Source organism: Burkholderia sp. BCC1977, assembly GCF_905339595.1.
Classification (GTDB): domain Bacteria; phylum Pseudomonadota; class Gammaproteobacteria; order Burkholderiales; family Burkholderiaceae; genus Burkholderia.
The window spans coordinates 1-18,753 of record NZ_CAJPGQ010000040.1 but is presented as its reverse complement, the minus strand read 5'-3'; the positions used below and the strand labels follow the sequence as shown (position 1 = coordinate 18,753).

Sequence of the window (18,753 nt, the reverse complement as noted above, 5' to 3'; positions counted from 1 at the left end):
GGCGGCACGCTCAGCGGCGCACCGACGCGCGGCCGAGCAGCAGGAACAGGAGCCCCGATGCGCCGAGCGACAACGCGACGAGGAGCGCCGCATACGGCGCCGCGGCCGCGAACGCGAGCGTCGCCGTGTCGCTCCAGACCTGCGTCGCGAGCGTGCGGGTGCCGATCGGCGACAGCAGCAGCGTCGCATTCAGTTCCGTCACGACCGAGATGAACACCATCGTCGCGGCCGCGCCGAGACCGGGCGCCGCGAGCGGCAGCACCACGCGCGTGAGCGTCGCGCGCCAGCCGAGGCCGAGCGCGCGCGCGGTTTCCTCGAGCCGGACCTGCACGTGCGACAGCGCGGCACGCACGCTCACGATCGCGAGCGGCAGGAACAGGATCGCGTACGCGGCGACCAGCGCCGGCGCGCTCTGATACAGCGGCTGCAGCAGCCGCACCGTGATCGACACGATCGCGAGCGCGACGACGATGCCCGGCACGCCCTGCACGGTCATCGCCGTGCGCTCGAGCAGCGTCGCGACGCGGCCCGGATGACGCACCAGCAGGAACGCGAGCGGCAGCGCGAGCAGGGTCGTGACGGCCGCCGCCGCGAGGCCGTAGCCGGCCGAGGCGAGCGTGGTCTGCCACAGCAGCTCGGGCGAGACGTCGGCCGGCGTGACCGCGGCCACGCCCTGTTGCGTGAGCCAGTAACCGATCATCGCGAGCGGCACGCCGAGCGTGGCGGCCGACAGCGCCGCGCACGCCGCGACCACGGGGCCGCGCAGGCGTCCGAGCGGATAACGCATCGCGACCCGGCGTGCGGCGCGATGCGTATGATCGTAGCGTGCATGGCCGCGCGCGCGCGCCTCGATCGCGAGGCACAGCAGGCACAGCGCGATCAGCACGCAGCCGAGCAGCGAGGCGCCGCTGCCGTCGAACGCGGTGCGGTATTCCGCGTAGATCTCGGTCGTGAACGTGCGAAAGCGCAGCAACTGGAACGCGCCGAACTCGGACAGCACGCCGAGCGCGACGAGCAGCATGCCGCCGCACAGCGCGGGGCGCAGCTGCGGCAGCACGACGCGCAAGAAGGTATGCCACGGCGAGCAGCCGAGCGTGCGCGCGCTTTCCTCCAGCGCGGGATCGAGCTCGCGCAACGCGGCGGCCACCGGCAGGTAGACGAGCGGAAAGTACGCGGACGTCAGCACGATCAGCGCGCCGGTGAAATCCTGCAGGTCGAGGCTCAGCGACACCCACGCGTAGCTGGTGATGAACGGCGGCACCGCGAGCGGCGCGGCGGCGAGGGCGGTCCACAGCGGTCGCGCCGGCAGGTCGGTGCGTTCGATGAACCACGCGAGCGCCGTGCCGAGCAGCGCGCATGCGACGGTGGCGGCCAGCGTGATCGACAGCGTGTTGACGAGCAGTTCGCCGACGAGCGGCCGCCACAACAGCTCGATCGCGTCGTCGAAGCCGAAGGTCGCCGCGCGATACAGCGTGAAGCCGAGCGGCAGCAGGATCGCGAGCGGCCCGCACGCGGCGGCGGCGACGAGTGCGTGCGACGGGCGCCGCCGGGTCGCGGCGCGTTCGCCGTCGCGCGTGGCGCGCGCCGTGCGGGACACGGCGTCGCTCATCGTCAGAGCAGGCCGGCCTGGCGCAGCAGCTTGCCGGCCTGGCTGTCGTCGCCGAGCTGATCGAACGTCAGCGCCGGCGGGTGCAGTTCGTTGAACGGCTTCAGGATCGGATCGGGCGCGACGCCGGGGCGCAGCGGATATTCGAAGCTGACATGGCCGCCGGCCATCAGCTTCTGTGCGCGCTCGCTGACGAGATACTCGACGAACTTCTGCGCTTCCGGCTGGTGCTTCGAGGCCTTCAGCACCGCCGCGCCCGACACGTTGACGGCCGCACCGACGTCGCCGTTGCCGAAGTGGTGGATCGCGCTGCGGGTCGACTTGTCGCCGAGTTCGGTGTGCAGGCGGTCCCAGTAGTAGTTGTTGATGATGCCGGTCACGACGCCGCCGCGGTTGACGGCCGCCGTCACGCCTTCGTCGTCGTCGAAGATCTGCGCGTTGGTTTTCAGGCCCTTCAGCCATTGCAGCGTCGCGGCCTCGCCGTGCAGCGCGAGCACCGCGCTCACGACCGGCAGGAAGTCGGCGTCGCTCGGCGCGATGCCGACCTTGCCCTTCCATTCGGGTTTCGCGAGGTCGAGCAGCGACGCGGGCAGTTGCTGCGGCTGGGTTTTCGCGGTGTTGTAGACGAGCACGTTCTCGCGCGCGAGCACGCCGACCCAGTTGCCGTCAGCCGGGTTGAAGCGGGCGGGTACCGCCTGCAGCGCCGCGCCGTCGGTCTTCGCGAGCAGGCCCTTGTGATCGAGCAGCACGAGTTCGGGCGAGTTCTCGGTGAAGTACACGTCGGCCGGCGTGCGGTCGCCTTCCGCGACGAGCTGCGCGGCGAGCGCCGGGCCTTCGCCCGAACGCACCTTCACGGCGATGCCGCTCTGTGCCTCGAAGTCCTTGACGAGCTGGTTGACGACCTGCTCGTGCTGCGCGTTGTACAGCGTGAGCGTGGCGGCATGCGCCGGCATCGCATGCAGCGCGCCGGTCAGCATGAGCGCGGCGGCGGCCGCGGAGATCAGATGCCGCAGCGGGCGGCTAACGGGTGAAGTGTTCATGTCGTGGTCGTAGGTTGCATCCGGACGGGCCGGCAAGGAGTGCGTCGGACGTCGTCGCGCCGTCATGCTTCGAACAGCGCGGCGCCGATGTATGAACCCGGTTGCGCGCCCGGCGGGCACGCGAAGATCGCGCTGCCGACGTGCGTGGTGAACTGGTTCATGATGTCCAGCTTCGCGAGCTTCTCGTTGATCGGGATGAAGCCGTGGCGCGGGTCGCGCTGGTGAGCGACGAACATCAGCCCCGCGTCGTATTCGGTCTGCTGGCGCCACGGCGGCCAGCGCTCGATGTAGAAGTTCGCGCTGTCGTTGTACGAATACGCGCGGCGCAGGATCTGCGCGCCGTGGTTCAACTGCGGCGACGCGAGGCGCGCATGCGCGTTGTCAGGGATCACCGCATTGCCGTCCTTGTCGACCGCATCGAGATCGAGTGCTTCGAATTCCTCTTTTCCGCCGAGCGGCGCGCCGCTGTACTTCCTGCGGCCGAACACCTGCTCCTGGAAGCCGAGCTCGGTGTTGTCCCAGTGTTCGAGCGTGATGCGGATGCGGCGCACGACCGTGTAGGTGCCGCCGTTCATCCAGGCGGGGCCTTCGTTGCCGGCCCACACGAATTCGTTCATCGCGGCCGGATCGTCGCGCGACGGGTTCATCGTGCCGTCCTTGAAACCCATCAGGTTGCGCGGCGTCTCGCCCGGCTTGCCGGACGTGAAGCCGGCCTGGCCCCAGCGCATCTGCACGGCCTTGCCGCCCAGCCGCACGAGCTGGCGCACCGCGTGGAACGCGACCTGCGCGTCGTTCGCGCAGGCCTGGATGAACAGGTCGCCGCCGGTCTTCTCCGGAATCAGCTGATCGCCGTTGAAGCGCGGCAGGTCGACGAGCGCGGCCGGGCGCCGCTTCGCGAGGCCGTAGCGGTCCTTGCCCGCGAGCGCGAACAGGCCGGGCCCGAAGCCGAACGTGACGGTCAGCCGCGCCGCGCCGATGCCGAGCGCATCGCCCGAGTCGGCCGGTGCGACGTCGTCTGCGCCGCTCGCCGGCAGCGGCTGCGCGGTGTCGCCGCGCGTCAGGCGCGCGGCCGCGTCGGTCCACGTCTTCAACAGCGCGATCACGTCCGCGCGCCGGTCGGTCGTGAGGTCGAGCGCCGCGAAATACGCGTTGCGCTGTTGCGGCGTCGTGATGCCGCCCTGGTGCTTGCCGTAGAACGGCTCGATGTCGTCGTCGTGCGCGTGTGGGACCGGGGCCGGGGCGGCCGCGTCGGCTGCGCGCGCGGCCGGCATCGTGCCCGCGGCGAGGCCCGCGGCCACCGCCGCGCCGCCGGCCTTCAGGAAGCCGCGGCGCGCGGGGCGCGACGGCGGGTTCAGATCGTCTGCCATGGTCGGCTCCGTTACTTCGCGAGCATCAGCGTGTTGACGTCGTCCTGGACGTAATAGAAGCCGTCCCCGGCCGGCGTCATCGCGATCCCGAACAGGTCGCCGTTGCCGGGCGGCGATTGCGCCTTGTCGGTGTCGATCCAGCGCGCGTACAGCTGCTTGCCGGCGGCCGGGTCGATCTCGACGATCTGGCCGTTCAGCGCGTTGGTCGCGAGCAGATGGCCGTTCGGCGTGGTCGCGAGCGCGAGCGGGCGGCGCAGGAAGCCGTCGGCCGTCACCTGCCGGCCGACGCCGGCGCTCGTGTCGCGCGTGAGCGGGTCGTCGATCTCGACGATCCGGTTGCCGATCGCGTCCGACACATACAGCTTCTTCTGGTCGCCGGACAGCGCGAGGCCCGTCGGGCCGACCAGGAACACGCCCTTGTCGGCCTGGGCGCCGAGGCCGCTCGCGATCACCGTTTCCTGCTTGATCGCGGGCGGCTTGCCGGCCGGCACGTCGAGGTCGAGACGCAGCACGGTCGCCTGCTTGTAGACGGGCGGGTTGCCGTCCGCGCCGCCGACGCCGAAGCCGGCCATGCTGACGAACAGCGTCGCGCTGTCGCCGCGGTCGACGACGGCCATGTTGCCCCACGGGTCGTTGATGTTCGGGCTCGACCATGTCGACGCGACCTTGCCCTGCGGATCGAGCACGATCAGGCAGCCGGCGCCCTTCGTGCCGGTCGTGCCGTCGTTGCTCGGCGTGCTGCCGACGATCACCCAGCCCGACTTCAGCATCGTCATCGCGGTCGACAGGCCGACGCCGCCGGGGCACGCCTTCAGGTCGCGCGGGATCGTCGCGAACAGGCTCAGCTGTTTCGTCGACGGGCGGTAGTCGACGATCGTGCTGCCGGTGCCCTGCAGGTTCGCCGCGTTGTTGAAGTTGTCGACGAGTACGTCGCCCGCCTGGATCGTGCCGGCCGACACCGGCGCGACCGCGATCGCGTACGGGTTCTGGTCGCCGTTGTCGGGCACCGTGTTGACGAGCAGCGTGTGGCGATGCACCGTCTCGAGGAAGCCTTGCGGCTCGGCGAACGCGCCGGCGGCGGCCGTCAGCGCGGCGGCGGCCAGCGCGCCCGTCGCGAGGCGGCGAAGCGGGGCGGATTGGATCATCTGGGTCTCTCCTGGGGACGCGCCGCCGGGGCGGCGCGCGAAAAACGGGTAGCGTGGGCGGCGATCAGAACGTGATGGTCGTGCGCGCGCCGAGCACGAACGTGTTGCGCAGCGGCTGGGTCGGGTCGCTCGGGTTCTGGCCGGCGCCCGCATTGAACGTGTACTGCGCGTCGGCCGCGATCACCCACCACGGGTTGACCTGGTACTGGTAGGTCGCCTCGAGCGTCGTCTCGCGGGTGCGCACGCCGTACGGGCCGGTCGCGAACGACCGCGCGGCCCGGTCGAGGTCGGTCACGTGGCTGCCGACCTGGATGTACGTGACGGCGAGGCCGACGCTGTCGTTGTCGCGGCCTTCGAACGGCGCCTTCAGCACGATGCCCGCGTTGGCCGCGAAGCTCACGAGATTGCGGTCGCCCGGCGCGCCCATCACGCGCGCGAACACGCCGAGGCTTTTCGCGCCGGTCGGGTCGGGGCGCCAGATCATCTGGTCGGCCACCGCGTAGAAGCTGTAGTTGCCGTGGTGCTGCTGCGCGTTGCCGTTCGATGCCGGATCCGCGAGCGACAGCCCGTCGGTGCCGACGTTCTGGTCCGCGAAGCGGCCGTTGTGATACCAGACGCCGATCTTGTAGGTGCCCGGCAGCCCGCTCGAGCGGCCCGTGTCCATCTCGCCGTCGGACGGCTGGTTCAGCGCGTACTGCAGCTCGCCGATATAGAGCGCGCCGTTGTGCAGGTTGAAGTTCGTGCCGCTCAGGTTGTTCGGGTTGTTGCCGAGCGGATCGCCGTCGAACACGCCCGCGAGCGCGGTGAGCTTCGGCGTGATCTGGCCGCGCACGCGCACGCCGAGGCCGGCGAGCGGATACGCGGGGCCGCCGTTCGGCAGGTCGTACGACGGCAGCGCGGGCCAGCCGAACATCGTGTTGACGAACGTGTTCGCGTACGTGCTGACCATGAACTCCTGGTCCAGGCTCTGCTGGCCGATCTTCACGTCGACGCGTTTGTCGAGGAACGACTGCTGGTACCACAGCTCCCACAGGCGCGTCGTGTCCTGCGCCTCGATGCCGCTCGCGGTGTTGAGCGTGCCGAGGTTCGCCGTGCTCAGGTTGCGGCCGTGGATCTGCAGCGCGCTGACGTTGAACGTGCCGCCGGGCAGGCCGATCGCCTTCTGCGTATCGACCGTCAGCGTGGCCGTCGTCAGGCCGTCGTACGTGCCGCCACGGTTCAGGCCGCCGCGCAGGTTCGCGAGGTATTCGCTGGTTTCGGTGATCTGCAGCGTCGCGCCGTACTTGCCGAGCCACGGGCGGATGCCGCCCATGTCGCCGAGCAGGTTCTGGCGGGTCCAGATGCCGGTCAGCAGGTTGGTCGGCTTCGCCTGGATCGCAAGGTCGGCCTCGGGCGCCTCGGGTTGCGCGTCGACCGGCGTGTCGGCGAACGCGGCACCGCTCGCGAGCGATGCGCACGCGAGGACGGCCGCGCAGGCGGCGGGGCGCATCCGCGAGCGGACGCTGTCTCCGTGGAACGACGCAAACTTCATATCAAATCCCTGGTTCTAATTGGTTTGGAGTCCTGCTTGTCGTTCGATGTCCGGGCGCCCGGCACGGATCGGCCGGCGCATGAAGATGAACGCAACGCGGCGCATCGTAGGAGTCTCAAATGCGAAAGTCAATGTAAACGAGAATGATTCGCATCAAGATTACTGAATGTAATGGGAGGCCTTACGGATGGGGTTTCGCGCGTGTTTGGCGGCGAAGCAAACCGTAAATATCGGCGTAATGAAATTGAATGGTTCGATGCGGATCGAGGGTTGCGCGAAGCGGGGCGCGACGGTCGCGCGGCATGCGCGAAGCGGGGCGCCGCGGCAGGCGGAATCGACGTCCGCGCAGGTTTTTTCATGCGATGCCGCCGGTCGCCGGAACTCCGTGCTTACCCGGTGTCCAAACGGGGCTGAATGAATTTCGCGGCGCGGTTCGAGCGCTGATTGTGTCGGCCGGGCTTTACCAGGATATTGTTTTTAAAGGGATTTATGCTGTTTCCGGGTCGTTTTCCCGCTGCTGTCGAGATTCATTCAGCGTTGAACTGATATCCGCGGCGCTACGGGGACTTCGGCGCGGCCAACCCATCGAACGTTGAACTGCTGACTTCTTTAACTTTGAATTCTCCGGCGCCTGGTTCATTCAACGTTGAACTTTCTGACATGTCGTCCGTGAGTATAGGGGTAGTTCCGAAATGAGGACGTTTCTCCTGAAAACGTAATAGCGGACTTGCCGTCAGAACCCAAGAGACGTTGGAACGGCTGACGAACCATTTTTCGGCATGCCTCGACAAACTGTCGTTGCACATCGTAAACCCCGGTTGACTTTGCGCTACGGCGAAGCAGTTGAGGGGCGACTGTGGTCACTCTCGGCTGGCGTTGGAGGCTGTGCAGTTTGATCGACTTAATTTCCGCATTCAGTCCGGAGGAGCCGTTTAAGACGGTCGCGGCTTCGGCGGTGCAAGGAGACAACTGCTGGACCTCGAAATGTCAGGTCTCCGGGCGACCTGACCCGCCACTAGCGCCTTGTTAATTCCGCCCAATGTTCTATGTTCAGATGACGGCGCTCCGTCGTCCTGTCAACGAGAGAGGATTGTTCGTCCACCGGGCAGACTTCCAAGCAAGGATGACCTGAGTGCTACCGTACGTCGATGCATGTTTCTGTGAATTGGCACTCTGTGGTGATTTGGAAATGTCATCTCCGCCTAGGTATTTGATCCCGTCCGGTGTAAGCCCACCGGACTATATGGCAGGCAATGCGTTGATCGCAGACGATCGTGCCGGTCAGTTTGATTCGCTTTGCGTGAAGTTCTCGATATTCGAAGGAAAAGCAATCATGTATAGCTGGAATTGCTGCTGCCTTGTTGCCAAGAGTGTTGCGAGCATGCGCAAGTAAGTCGTCGATCTGATGGCCACTAACATCCGATTTCGAACAAAATTGCATTAAGTCGAGGGGTGGAGCATGTCGAAAGGCTATCCAGGTGACTTTGTTCAAGCCGCCAGCCACGAGTTGTACGGCGCGGGACGGGATTTGCTCGCAACAGTCACGGCAGCACTTCAACGTCTCGCCCCTCTGGGCTGGTCGGAACTCTTCGCTCATCACGGTCTGAACATCGAAGCAGCAGATCTTGCAGGGGAGTTCACGAAGCGGCTCCCTCATATAGATCGCACCATCCCCGGTTTTGAGGACTTTGCCCTTGAGGGCGCACAAGCGGTAGAGCCAGGCTGGCCTGCTCGAAGCCTCCTATACCACGCCTTTGCTTCCCCTTCCGTTACTAAGCGCAACATGAGCAACGACCCGCTGGAGGGTTATCCAACACTGGCTGAGATCGAAGCAGTCGAAAACTATGTGTACGCGCTGGATCCTCCGTCCATTGAGGATCTTCGCGTGCGTGCCAAAAATGCGCGCCTCGCTATCGTTGTGTTCGCATTTGAATATCGTAATGCAATAGGCACCGTTCACCAACGGCATGCCGATCTGGTGTTCTCTCGAACCGGGATAGCCAGAGTGGGAACAACCCCGGCAAAGTATCTCGATTCCGCACGAGGATTTTTGCCCTTTGTTGACGAGGACGGTACGCAGATTCGTGCGCTTCCTTGTCGGTATGCTCCGTTCATTGCGGCGCTGGTACCGGGATCTAAAGATACCCACGGCCCCTTAAGATTCCATTCAGCGACGGAAGATCAATCACCCGCGCCTTCTTCCAACGGCCAGTTTGACGGTGGTCTCACGTCGCGTTATTCCGTGCTTCTAGGCAGTGACCCGGGTGACGAAAACCGAATGTTCTGGGTCCCACTGCACAAGCTCTTTTCTGGGGACAACTGCATACGTGGCCGCGATATAGAGGTAAGGCTCTCTGCATCGCACGTCAATGAAAAGATCCGTCGTACACATCTGCGGTTTCTGTCAGGTGGACACAGTGGTGGGTGGACGGAGCCATCGCTAAGTAAGCCCCCGTTTATCTTCCACGACGGTATCGCCGAATTTTCGGCTTTGGCTGATCATGGCGGATGGCTGCTGTGTCCCGTCCCTCACGAGCATCTCGCCGAGCCAGCAGAATTCGACGGGGACCAATTGACATACATAGTTCCGCCCTCTGCTGACGGCAATGGACTTTGGGGCGTTTATCAGTCTAGCTTCAACCTGAAGGCACGTCCCAGTGGAGCACGAACAGCACCAGAGTATCTACATGCACGCCACAAGATTGACGACAACGGAGACCTCGTCGACCTCAACAGGTCGCCTGACCTCATCGAATTGATCCAGAAAGGCGGATACAGGGCACAACACTACGTTGACTATACCGGGGACGGTTGGATCGACGTTGAATGCAATCAAATCGCGTTAGACCTCCCGAATCGCCTGCCAGCCTATTCACTCGTGACGGCACCGCACTTTTTCCCGTTTGTTAATCAAACGGCGTTAATGCAGTGGACTTCCCAATGTGTTCTTCCTTCAGTCCTTAGTCTGCTGTGGGACTCTCCCGGTTCTGGTCTTCCGCAGGCCCTGTCTGATCAGCGTATCGCGGCGAATTTGCAACTCGATGGTGCCGGCTTTGATTCTCACGACGACACGATGACCGCTATTGTTGGCACATTTGGATCAGGCCAGGCGTGCGCGACCAGGATCGTGGCGCCCGACCGTCGGACTGTGTCTATGCTTCCTGATTCCGCCGCAGGGGTGTTTGCCCCCGGTTGGGATATTTCATTTGATCGTAGTTCGGAGGTGTCTCCGGACGACGCCAGTTCGCTTCTGGAGCCAGGCGTGAGCTTTCTCGCGAACTACGGTCTCGGTTCGCCCTTTATGGAAGACAGCAAGCTGTGTGCGGCTCTTAGCGCGTTCTGGCCCGCCGCGGCGCCCGATATTACGCGTACTTTTTCCCCTGGGCGTAACTACGTGACATCCACCCCGTTGACAGATGATGTCATCGGGCTTGGGACCGCAGCCCCATGGGACGGATTAAAAGGTCCCATACTCCACGAAGCGGACAATTTTGTCGAATACATTGCACTCGCTTACGCCGATTATGTGGAGACAGCCTTAAATCGAGGCTTTGATATCTCAATGATTGGCCAGACGACCATGGAGGACTATGTTGCCAGAACGCTCACCATGGCTATGGTCTATAGTGCCCTCGGCGTGATGAAACATGAGGAGAAACTGACGTGGTCGGTGCTTTCCTTCCAGTTTGCCGTCGATACTGACACTGATCTCGTAGAGGCGCTGAATGCCACCGGACGGCGGATTAATACGCGATACATCTATCGATATGTGATGATTAGTCATGCTAATCAGGGGGTAATCGACCCCGAAGACTTCATGAAGATTCGGGTCAAGTATAGTTCCTTGCACTTGGTGTTCGCCGACCCAACCCAGGTATTTATCCGCGATAACTCCGGTACTTGGACCGCTCATGATTTCCGTCACTGACATTGCGGTAGTTGGCGGCGGGCCGGCGGGCACATCCGCAGCCATCTGGGCAGCGCTGTCCGGCAGATCCGTAGTGCTGGTTGAGCGTTCGGCCTTTCCACGCGCGCGGCCTGGCGAAACGCTGCATCCCGGCGTTGAATCCATATTCAGGCAACTTGGCGTGCTCGATTCGGTGGAGGCGGCGTGTACATGCCGCTTTGCCGGCATTGTGGTCAATTGGGGGGGGCAGCGTGAAGCGACAGCGTTTGGCCGCTCCGGTACCGGCGAATGGCTGGGCTACCAGATTGATCGTGGCGATCTCGATGCGATCCTGATAGCAAGAGCACGAGAGCTCGGCGTAGTAGTCTTGCAGCCTTGTCGGGCGTTGGATATACGCTTCGGGGATGGATTGGCGGCAGTATCGACCAGTCAAGGTGTTGTGATCGCACGCTACGTTATCGACGCATCCGGCCAGGCGAATTGGATAGGGCGAAAGCTGCGCCTCGACTACGAAATCGCATCACCACCGTTACGCGCGCGATACGGCTACTGTATTCCGCCAAAAACATGGACTGATTGCCGACCCCATTTGTCTGGTGACGTGACGGGATGGTGGTGGAGTGCTCGTGTCTCTCCAACACGCCTTGCCTGGGCGCGCTTGAACTGGTCTGGTCATCAGCGAGGCAAGCCAGATTCGCTCGCCGATTTGCTTGATGTCGGTCGAACTCTTGGTGCGGACGTAACCTGGAAGCGACTTTTCATGCCGGCGGGTTCTCACTACTTTGTCTGCGGAGATGCTGCAGCGGTTTTGGATCCGGCTTCTTCACACGGCGTGCTCAAGGCGGCGATGTCCGGAATGATGGCGGCCTACCAGGCTAGCGCTGTGCTTGTTGGCCTTAGTGCTTATGAAGGAGCCGCGCGTTACGTTCGCTGGCTCGAGTCCTGGTGGAAGGGGGACGTCGTTCGTCTTAATACCCTATACCGTCAACTCGACTCTGGATGGAATCGTCCACCGCGATAAGTATCCAATTCCGTTAGTCCAATGAGGGTCGATCATGCCGAAGACGATAATTGCTGACATCTCCGGGTCTGCGTTTCCGTCGCTGGAGGTGCCTATAGGGGCGTACATAGTATGGAGAAACCTAGATCCGGTGCCTCACACAGTTGAGACCGACCCTGATGCCAGTTTTTACTTCAATGTGGGACCGCTGGCCACGGGCGAGGTTTCGAGCCCCGTATGGTTCGGTCAGCGGGGTATATTCAACTACCAATGTCGTTTTCATGCCGGCATGACAGGGGCGGTAGCCGTAGGCGTTCCGGCGCCACCGCCTGCTGACAGCCGCAAGGGCGATATGCCGGGTATGCCTGTGCACGGTGGCCTACAGCACTTTCACGGATTCGTGACAGGCGGCCGTTCGGGCGCAAGACTCTATATGACACACACACCGGTGATTGCAGACGAGCGTCATCGTTTCCAGGTCATTTTGCGCAGTCACTTCGTAAACCCGGCGCACGCGGCCATCTACGAGAAATTACGGGAATCAACCTTTGGGGCTGGACAGGTGCAAATCCTTCACGATCACTTGTCTCTACCGGACATCGGCACAGGGAAAACTGCCGACATGCCACTATGCCAAGTTGAGTATTACCCATTGGATCATCCTGAGGGAATTCCGGTGCCTGGCCTTGAAGCGAATGTTCCTGTTCGCATTGATGAGGTCCTTCACTTCCATCAGATTGACCCCGACGCCGATTATCCTGAAGGATTGCAGTATCTTGTATATGGCGATGCGGATGACGTGTTCATCGATAGCAACCTTGTTGGTGCACCTAGCTTTCATTCTGTCGCCAAGTTGAAGACGATACCGGCGTTCTGGACCGGTCAGCACTTTAATGGCACGGTGCTTATTTCGATTCCAGAGAAGAGGATTATCGATGTCTCCCCGAAGTTCATGCGAAAGGTAGCGTTTGTGGACAACGCGTATCACTTAGTCTGGCTGCCCCCCTCGGGTGCCTACAAGCAACCACCTCCCGATCCTTTGATTCATCGCGACCAGAGTCCGCCGCGGTATCACGTGATCGTTGAAAATGGCGATAGTGCGGAAATAGAAATTTCAGATTTCATCCATTTCGATGTGGCACTGCTAAACAATCGCGTGGTGATTACTTAAGCTGTTGGCTGTCGGGCAACGTTGCAGTGTGCCAGCGGGAAGTCGTGTTGAAGCATTTGGCTAGCGCGAATGCCATACATGAACCAGTTTATCCGTTTGATTGGCTCAGAGTGACACGGTAGTGAAATCAAGCCCCGGAACGTTTCGCCACTTTTCGCTGACGTTCCGCGCCCTTCTCGCTCAGCCGCAGACTTTAAGACAATCGTCGCCTCCTACTGCGTACACAGGTCATCATTTCGATTGGCTAGTGATCGAGATTTAGCTTGGTGATGCGAATATGTCCCGCCTGCTTTATGGGGTGAAGCGGTTGTTTCAAGTTCACTGTAGCTTGCGGCGCTCGACTTGTTGAAGTCAAGACGCCTCACTCAGTAGACTCGGTAGATGCCGTGTTGTTCGACCACGTGTTACATGTTTTAACGAAGCTGTATTCTTCGGATAAAGACTGCCGCGAGAGTCATGTGAGTTACTTTTGATGCATAGCGTTCTGATCCTGAGACAGTACATCCCTAAAGGTACCGATTTCTCGGTCTAATCGTTGGCAAAGCTCAACGCCGTAGCTAGATGGCTCAACGAACGCTCCTCGAAAGACACTGAACATCGACACGGCATTGGAGCGACTTCACTAATTCGGTGCATCAACCGGTTGAGTCCGCAACCGCCCCCGTTCCAGTACAAGACTCGGCTATGCGGCTGTCATGGTGAATATGCGATATGCATAGACTGATCTACATTGGTAGCATGTGTTTGCGGCAACGACCGTTCCATTTCAATGATCATGCAAATTTGCGGTAAATTTATGTTAAGGTGACTAAATAATTCTCGAATCTGTCCGATAATGTATCTTTGGACTATTTTTTTGGGCGGCTGCGCAATTGGGGGTAAATTTGAAGGAAATTGAACTGGGGCTATGGATCCCATATCTAAACAATTCCGGTGTCCGGATGGGATTTGTCTTGGTGATGGTGGGGTTTATTTCTCGCGTCGTTCTGAAATTGAAGAGGCCAAATGAAAAGCTCGCGTTTCGCGTCACGAACGTTTTTCTAGTTCTCTCGGCCATTGTTGTCATCGCATCCGCCGTCACTTCCTATCTGAGTGCCGCAAACCCATATTCGATGTCGACTTCGCGATCAGCGCGGGTTGGGATCGCCGATAACACGGCCGCCGTACAGGAAGCAACATCTTCTCGCGGAGCTGTTCAGATGAACTCAGCCTCTATCGCGGCTGTGCCAAACGCGGTGAACCAAGCGTTGGCCGGCATCAGTATGAGCGGCGCGCAGTCAAACAATCTTCAAATTGTCGGAGGGTCAAACAACATCGTTACAAATCGGAGTGGAAAAGAAAAGTGACTAAAAGAATATACTTATTCATTCCAGTAATTTTATTTTGGTCAACTGCTGCGATGTCTGCGGGGAATGCAGAAACGGAGAATGTTCAGATCGTCAGTGGTGGTTGTAACGTTGTTCTGAACGTTGTAAATGGTTCGATTCCAAAAATTCCGCCGACATATTGCTCGCAACTATCGGCGGTTGGGAATATCGCGGATTCACTGAAGAAGATCGAACGGTACGTTGAAGCATCGAATCCAACCGAAGTTAAATTGTCAGACGTTGAACTCGAGATGTGGGCCGGTGATGAAGAAGACTATCTAACGCTGACACTCGGTAACGATAGCAACTTGCCTGCGCAGAATGTAAAAATTCTGTTCCTGGCACCAGTACGGATCGGCGAAACTACATCACGCAGACTATCGTTTACACCGAGTCGCGCGATTCCAAAAGGAATGCTGAGTCACCTTGGGGTTTCTCGCAAGGGAGCACTGAAAATTCCGGTGGCGCCGGTCTCGGAGCTAGTGCGGTTTTCGATAAACCGGATTCCGGATGGCTATGAGCTTCTCGGGGTTGGAGCGTCACCTAACATTCCGGATGAGATGATCAGAAAGCATGCGGAAAGGCGCGGAATCGAACATGGCTATTCCTTTCTGTCGAGCACTTCTAGCTTGGGAGTCCAGATCAGGTACGAGACAATATTCGGAGGGAAGAGCAGCCTGTTGACGGGCGTGTACCTATATTTTGCAAAGGTGACACCGATGCAGGTGATCGAACTGTCACCGGACCAGTGAGGTTCCGCGAACGTGAAATGCTTGCTGACGCTTCATTTTTGTGATGGCAGCTGCAAGCCGTAGCGGTAATCGTGCATCCCAGTTTGCCGGGTGGCGCTTCGAACATCGATTGTCCGCTGCGCAAATATTTCTCCCGTTCTTGGCCTTGTGGGCGTAGTCAATTGTGAAGAGCTCTATGGAAGCGGTTGTATTCGATGCATTCGGAACGTTATGTGAACTGCGATACAAGAAGCGGCCGTTCACAGAACTGGCACGCCTGTGTTCGGACCGCCGGAAAATGCTCGAAGCGGTAATGACGCGCCCTTTGGGGCTCTCCGCGGCTGCAGGCGAGTTCGCTCCGGCAGCAATAGATCTCGAGTCCCTAGAAGCGGATTTGAACCTAGAACTCGACAGCATGTGTCTTTTCTCAGATGCAATGATGGTCCTCGGAAGACTGCGCGACGCAGGCATCAAAGTTGGGATCGTGTCGAATCTTGCCGAACCGTACGCGCAACGATTGCTGGATATCCTGCCCGTCCACGCAGAGCACGCGTGGTCGTTTGAGGTCGGGTGTCTGAAACCCGACCCTCGCATCTTCTCGGTGATCTGCGCGAAAATTGGAGTTTCGCCGAGTGAGGCCGTCATGGTTGGCGACACTTTTTCTGCCGACTACTTGGGAGCTACCGCGTTCGGCATGCGGGCTATCCATCTCGATCGCGCTGGACAGTCATCTATTTCGGTGCCGACCATCAACACATTGGACGAACTCGTCGGCCTCCTGGGATTGTCTTCAACGAACGGCTGAAAACTTCGGGTAGCAAACGATTTCGAAACGGAATAAGCATCTCAAGTCATCGCCTGTCACCAGAACGAACCTCCTTCGACCGTCCGCGGCGTATCTTGGCCCGGTGCGCGCGCATTAGAATTTTGCGCATCGGCGCGACTTTAACCGAAGTGACGAGCCGGTTGCGGGGCGTTTCCAGGGCAGACAATGAATTTGAATCCGGCCTTTATCCAGACCAAGATCCGGTTCAAACCAGATTTTGCGGCTGAAATACTGATATGTATTGCTTTCGTCGCTGCACGTTCTATTCCATTTCGTTTGCATTTTATCGAGATCCGGTAACTTTGGCACACCGCATTCGCGGGCACGATACGGTCAAATGAACGGATACCGTTTCATCAACGACGATGCCTCCTGTCGCGTTTTTTGGGGCAAAACCGAAATTTCGGTGCCGTTCGGGAGTTACCCTTTCCGTGTGCTTCAACGTGACCTAAGTCCATCAGCGTTACCAAGTAATGCAGAGGGAGTTCGTTGGGGTTCCCCTTGATGAAGCAGCGGCCAAGCAGGAAGGCACTTGCAAGAGCCCGTTGTGTTTTCGTTAAGGCTGCGGTTTCCTCGTCTGCTATGTGGTTTACCGGATGCAAAGTAAGGTCGCCAGCACAATTCGAGCAGCATCTCAAGTCGGGTACGTAGAAGCGCCGCGGTGGACGCAGAGCCGGCAACGGTGAAAGGCACGTGGCGCATCGATAGCACATCCGAATGTGATGTTCCGGGCAGATTTTCCAGTCGGAAAACCTCCAGCTAACTCGCAGGAAAGGAACTTCGTCCCCGGCGAGACATTGTGGACAGAACCTGTACGCTGGCTGTCGCTGATCGTCGCGTAACAGGATGCCGCGGTATCGCTTTTCGTTTACGTGCTGATAAATTCCTGCAAGATGTTCAACGCAGGATTCAGAGACATTTGTTCCCTGTACCAGGGTTGAATACACGTGCGGAGTAAGGTCGACATCGGGATCTCCTACATGCCGAATCCCCATGGAGCGCAGGAGCGTCCGAGTACTGACGGCATGCATTAGGCTCAATCGCTGAAGCCACGATGAAGGCGACTCCCCTGAGATCGGATCTGGAGCGAGCAATAAAGAGTTGGAGGTCGTCGGCATACTCACTCCTCGAATAGAGATAGTTGTACGGGTGCATCGCGACGAGGCTTGCGAATGTTCGTGGGCCGTGACGATATCTTCTCGACAATCGACAAGATCAGTCTGTGTTCTGCTAACGTGACGGTATCGTCCAAAATGGATTTTAGATGCGGGAGCCAGTGGCTTCGGCGTATCTCCCGTCGTCCGGTTCGCAATGTCTGGATTTCTCGATACGCGTTATCTGCTATCCGCATAACTTCAAGTGACGTCGGGAATGAGCTTAGGCTCCGTGGCTTGCACACAGCACAACGGGTATCAAGGCTGCCCATTGTCCACACGAGTCTCACGAATACATCCGGAGTAACGTCATCGAAGATGTTGAGCGCGCCGTCCGTGGGCGAGTGGAGTCGAAAATTTGCACTGCAGAGTAAGTATTCAAGCTGTCTGCAGACGGCAAGGGCCCCCTTTAGGGCCGAGCGGGGGCTGAGAATAGAGTTGTAGAATTCTCGGCCACATTCACAAACTAGCAAGCTCCGGCGACGCCACGAAATTGGTCGGCCGCACGCACATCGGTCGACAAGGCAGATTTCGTGTTTCGTGCAGCAACACATCATGGTGAGAGACCACGAGGCCAATGCGCGGTGATCTTCGTGTAAGCAAAACGGGCATATCTGGGGGCACGTCTGGCGTAGATGCTTGGGCCGCAAAAACGTCTGGTCGAGATAATCAGCGGTTGTTATTCCATCCTCAAACTGGCGTCGTACGAGTGCCCGCGCGACGAGCTTGGGAGTACCACCAAACATAAAAGCCAGAGCTTGTGTGGATTTGTATGGCAAGTAGCAGTGGCCCGGGGACGCCAGCGCCGAAGCGAGTAGATGAAAGGATAGTGCGTTCGCATCGCACATTCGCAGAGCGTAGCCAACACCGTCCTCGTCAGGAAATATGTCATCCGAGAATGGATATGGATGGGTGTTGTCGTACGGGAAGTTCACTGGAACGGATTCTCTCGAGTCGACGCCGGTCCAAAAATTCGAAGAAATGCAGTGGCCAAATGCCCTTTGTTGACCGCAGCTGCGCCCTCATCAATTGCGATCATCGCTGCTTCCAGGACGAGTCCCTTGAGGGCTCTGAATACACCCTGGCTGGCCATATATAGCTCCCGCGAGTATTCGTTGCGCAGAGGCGCTAGGTCGACGCTGTCACAGTTGTCTGCATACGCCTTCAACACGCCCTTCCATTCGGCGTCGTGCTTGAAGGGCATGAGGCGGAACGTTCCAGAGATCCGAGTACTTATTTGCGGGTCGGCCGTTGCCAGCGCAGAGAGGTCCTCAGTGCCGGTCAAGAGGACGGGTTTCTCTGTCAACGTCATATAACGTTTGAGCCAGTCATTGATTGCTCGTCTTACACCTTCCTTGCCACAGAGGAATACGTGCTGGTATTCGTCAATTGCGGTGAGCTGTATCTTTCTTCGAGCGACAGCCTCGACGAGAACGTTGTTGACGGTTGCATTTGTGCTCACGGACACCTTTATTGGGATAGGGTATTTGAAGCACTTGAGTAGTTCGGACTGGACATGGGCGACAGTCGGTGCTTCTTTCAGAGCGGCGACCAGCACGGACTGGGTGTTGAGAAACGGCCAGCCGCAGGCGTTTCTCATCAGAAGGTCGATCAGCAATGACTTCCCGCAGCCACTGGGTGCGATCAGGCACATGCCGATCGGCGAGCCCAGATCGTTGCCGAGTTGAATCACCCGTCCGATGCCGTCGAGTGCTTGAACAAAGCTCGAATGATTGACGACGATCTGATGGAGTGCCCTTCGCGCATTCAATGCTTTTTCACTGTACGTCATAGCTAAGCGGCTCAGACGTCTTCGAGCCGGAAGGTGTCGAATGTTGGAATTGAGCGATTTGAATAGCTCAAGTCTTCGTCCGCTATCAGCCTGCCCGGTTGGTCATGGGGTACCGC

Annotated in this window: 14 protein-coding genes; 6 read left to right on the top strand and 8 right to left on the bottom strand. The window is 59.8% G+C overall.

From position 1 onward, the window contains the following. Positions 1 to 10: 10 nt before the first annotated feature. The 5 genes from U5771_RS26860 to U5771_RS26840 all read right to left on the bottom strand — a co-directional run bounded on the left by U5771_RS26860 (position 11) and on the right by U5771_RS26840 (position 6,689). A complete protein-coding gene (locus U5771_RS26860; protein ID WP_322026775.1) occupies positions 11 to 1,609 on the bottom strand; it encodes an iron ABC transporter permease in 1,599 nt (532 codons plus the stop codon). A 2-nt stretch (positions 1,610 to 1,611) separates the two neighbouring features. Next, entirely contained in the window at positions 1,612 to 2,646 is a 1,035-nt protein-coding gene (locus U5771_RS26855) for an iron ABC transporter substrate-binding protein (protein WP_322026774.1), read from the bottom strand. A 62-nt stretch (positions 2,647 to 2,708) separates the two neighbouring features. Beyond that, positions 2,709 to 4,013 carry an iron uptake transporter deferrochelatase/peroxidase subunit gene (gene efeB, locus U5771_RS26850; RefSeq protein ID WP_322026773.1) on the bottom strand — a complete coding sequence of 435 codons (1,305 nt, stop codon included), beginning with the start codon at positions 4,011 to 4,013 and terminating at the stop codon, positions 2,709 to 2,711. 11 nt (positions 4,014 to 4,024) lie between these two features. Then, complete coding sequence (locus U5771_RS26845) at positions 4,025 to 5,158, bottom strand: hypothetical protein (protein WP_322026772.1); 1,134 nt, start codon at positions 5,156 to 5,158, stop codon at positions 4,025 to 4,027. Positions 5,159 to 5,222: 64 nt separating this feature from the next. Continuing rightward, the gene (locus U5771_RS26840; protein WP_322026771.1) at positions 5,223 to 6,689 is read right to left on the bottom strand and encodes a carbohydrate porin; all 1,467 of its coding nucleotides are present in this window, start codon (positions 6,687 to 6,689) and stop codon (positions 5,223 to 5,225) included. A gap of 1,459 nt (positions 6,690 to 8,148) precedes the next feature. On the opposite strand from U5771_RS26840, the gene U5771_RS26835 reads away from it, so the two are divergent. From U5771_RS26835 to U5771_RS26810, 6 genes are all read left to right on the top strand, one after another. Further along, positions 8,149 to 10,617 carry a hypothetical protein gene (locus U5771_RS26835; RefSeq protein WP_322026770.1) on the top strand — a complete coding sequence of 823 codons (2,469 nt, stop codon included), beginning with the start codon at positions 8,149 to 8,151 and terminating at the stop codon, positions 10,615 to 10,617. After that, positions 10,601 to 11,617, top strand: coding sequence for an NAD(P)/FAD-dependent oxidoreductase (locus tag U5771_RS26830; RefSeq protein WP_322026769.1), 1,017 nt, complete (start codon positions 10,601 to 10,603; stop codon positions 11,615 to 11,617). The genes U5771_RS26835 and U5771_RS26830 overlap by 17 nt, the downstream gene beginning before the upstream one ends. A gap of 34 nt (positions 11,618 to 11,651) precedes the next feature. Further along, a complete protein-coding gene (locus U5771_RS26825; RefSeq protein ID WP_322026768.1) occupies positions 11,652 to 12,767 on the top strand; it encodes a hypothetical protein in 1,116 nt (371 codons plus the stop codon). Positions 12,768 to 13,651: 884 nt separating this feature from the next. Continuing rightward, on the top strand, positions 13,652 to 14,113 hold the full coding sequence (locus U5771_RS26820) for a hypothetical protein (RefSeq protein ID WP_322026767.1): 462 nt from the start codon (positions 13,652 to 13,654) through the stop codon (positions 14,111 to 14,113). After that, positions 14,110 to 14,886 carry a hypothetical protein gene (locus U5771_RS26815; protein ID WP_322026766.1) on the top strand — a complete coding sequence of 259 codons (777 nt, stop codon included), beginning with the start codon at positions 14,110 to 14,112 and terminating at the stop codon, positions 14,884 to 14,886. Before U5771_RS26820 ends, U5771_RS26815 begins: the two co-directional genes overlap by 4 nt. A 175-nt stretch (positions 14,887 to 15,061) precedes the next feature. Next, on the top strand, positions 15,062 to 15,670 hold the full coding sequence (locus tag U5771_RS26810) for an HAD family hydrolase (protein WP_322026765.1): 609 nt from the start codon (positions 15,062 to 15,064) through the stop codon (positions 15,668 to 15,670). A gap of 377 nt (positions 15,671 to 16,047) precedes the next feature. Here the strand turns inward: U5771_RS26810 and U5771_RS35640 are convergent, their stop codons facing one another. Genes U5771_RS35640 through U5771_RS26805 form a run of 3 tightly spaced genes read right to left on the bottom strand, consistent with a single transcriptional unit; the run spans position 16,048 to position 18,637 of the window. Continuing rightward, positions 16,048 to 16,809: a TniQ family protein gene (locus U5771_RS35640; RefSeq protein WP_415859435.1), complete on the bottom strand. Its 762-nt coding sequence runs from the start codon at positions 16,807 to 16,809 to the stop codon at positions 16,048 to 16,050. A gap of 2 nt (positions 16,810 to 16,811) precedes the next feature. After that, positions 16,812 to 17,780, bottom strand: coding sequence for a TniQ family protein (locus U5771_RS35635; RefSeq protein WP_415859434.1), 969 nt, complete (start codon positions 17,778 to 17,780; stop codon positions 16,812 to 16,814). Next, positions 17,777 to 18,637: a TniB family NTP-binding protein gene (locus U5771_RS26805; RefSeq protein ID WP_059517521.1), complete on the bottom strand. Its 861-nt coding sequence runs from the start codon at positions 18,635 to 18,637 to the stop codon at positions 17,777 to 17,779. Before U5771_RS26805 ends, U5771_RS35635 begins: the two co-directional genes overlap by 4 nt. Positions 18,638 to 18,753 lie beyond the last annotated feature (116 nt).

Excerpts from the sequence above, each read along its gene's own strand:
- U5771_RS26860 (WP_322026775.1), bottom strand. The coding sequence starts at position 1,609 with ATGAGCGACGCCGTGTCCCGCACGGCGCGCGCCACGCGCGACGGCGAA.
- U5771_RS26855 (WP_322026774.1), bottom strand. The coding sequence starts at position 2,646 with ATGAACACTTCACCCGTTAGCCGCCCGCTGCGGCATCTGATCTCCGCG.
- efeB (WP_322026773.1), bottom strand. The coding sequence starts at position 4,013 with ATGGCAGACGATCTGAACCCGCCGTCGCGCCCCGCGCGCCGCGGCTTC.
- U5771_RS26845 (WP_322026772.1), bottom strand. The coding sequence starts at position 5,158 with ATGATCCAATCCGCCCCGCTTCGCCGCCTCGCGACGGGCGCGCTGGCC.
- U5771_RS26840 (WP_322026771.1), bottom strand. The coding sequence starts at position 6,689 with ATGAAGTTTGCGTCGTTCCACGGAGACAGCGTCCGCTCGCGGATGCGC.
- U5771_RS26835 (WP_322026770.1), top strand. The coding sequence starts at position 8,149 with ATGTCGAAAGGCTATCCAGGTGACTTTGTTCAAGCCGCCAGCCACGAG.
- U5771_RS26830 (WP_322026769.1), top strand. The coding sequence starts at position 10,601 with ATGATTTCCGTCACTGACATTGCGGTAGTTGGCGGCGGGCCGGCGGGC.
- U5771_RS26825 (WP_322026768.1), top strand. The coding sequence starts at position 11,652 with ATGCCGAAGACGATAATTGCTGACATCTCCGGGTCTGCGTTTCCGTCG.
- U5771_RS26810 (WP_322026765.1), top strand. The coding sequence starts at position 15,062 with ATGGAAGCGGTTGTATTCGATGCATTCGGAACGTTATGTGAACTGCGA.
- U5771_RS35640 (WP_415859435.1), bottom strand. The coding sequence starts at position 16,809 with ATGCCGACGACCTCCAACTCTTTATTGCTCGCTCCAGATCCGATCTCA.
- U5771_RS26805 (WP_059517521.1), bottom strand. The coding sequence starts at position 18,637 with ATGACGTACAGTGAAAAAGCATTGAATGCGCGAAGGGCACTCCATCAG.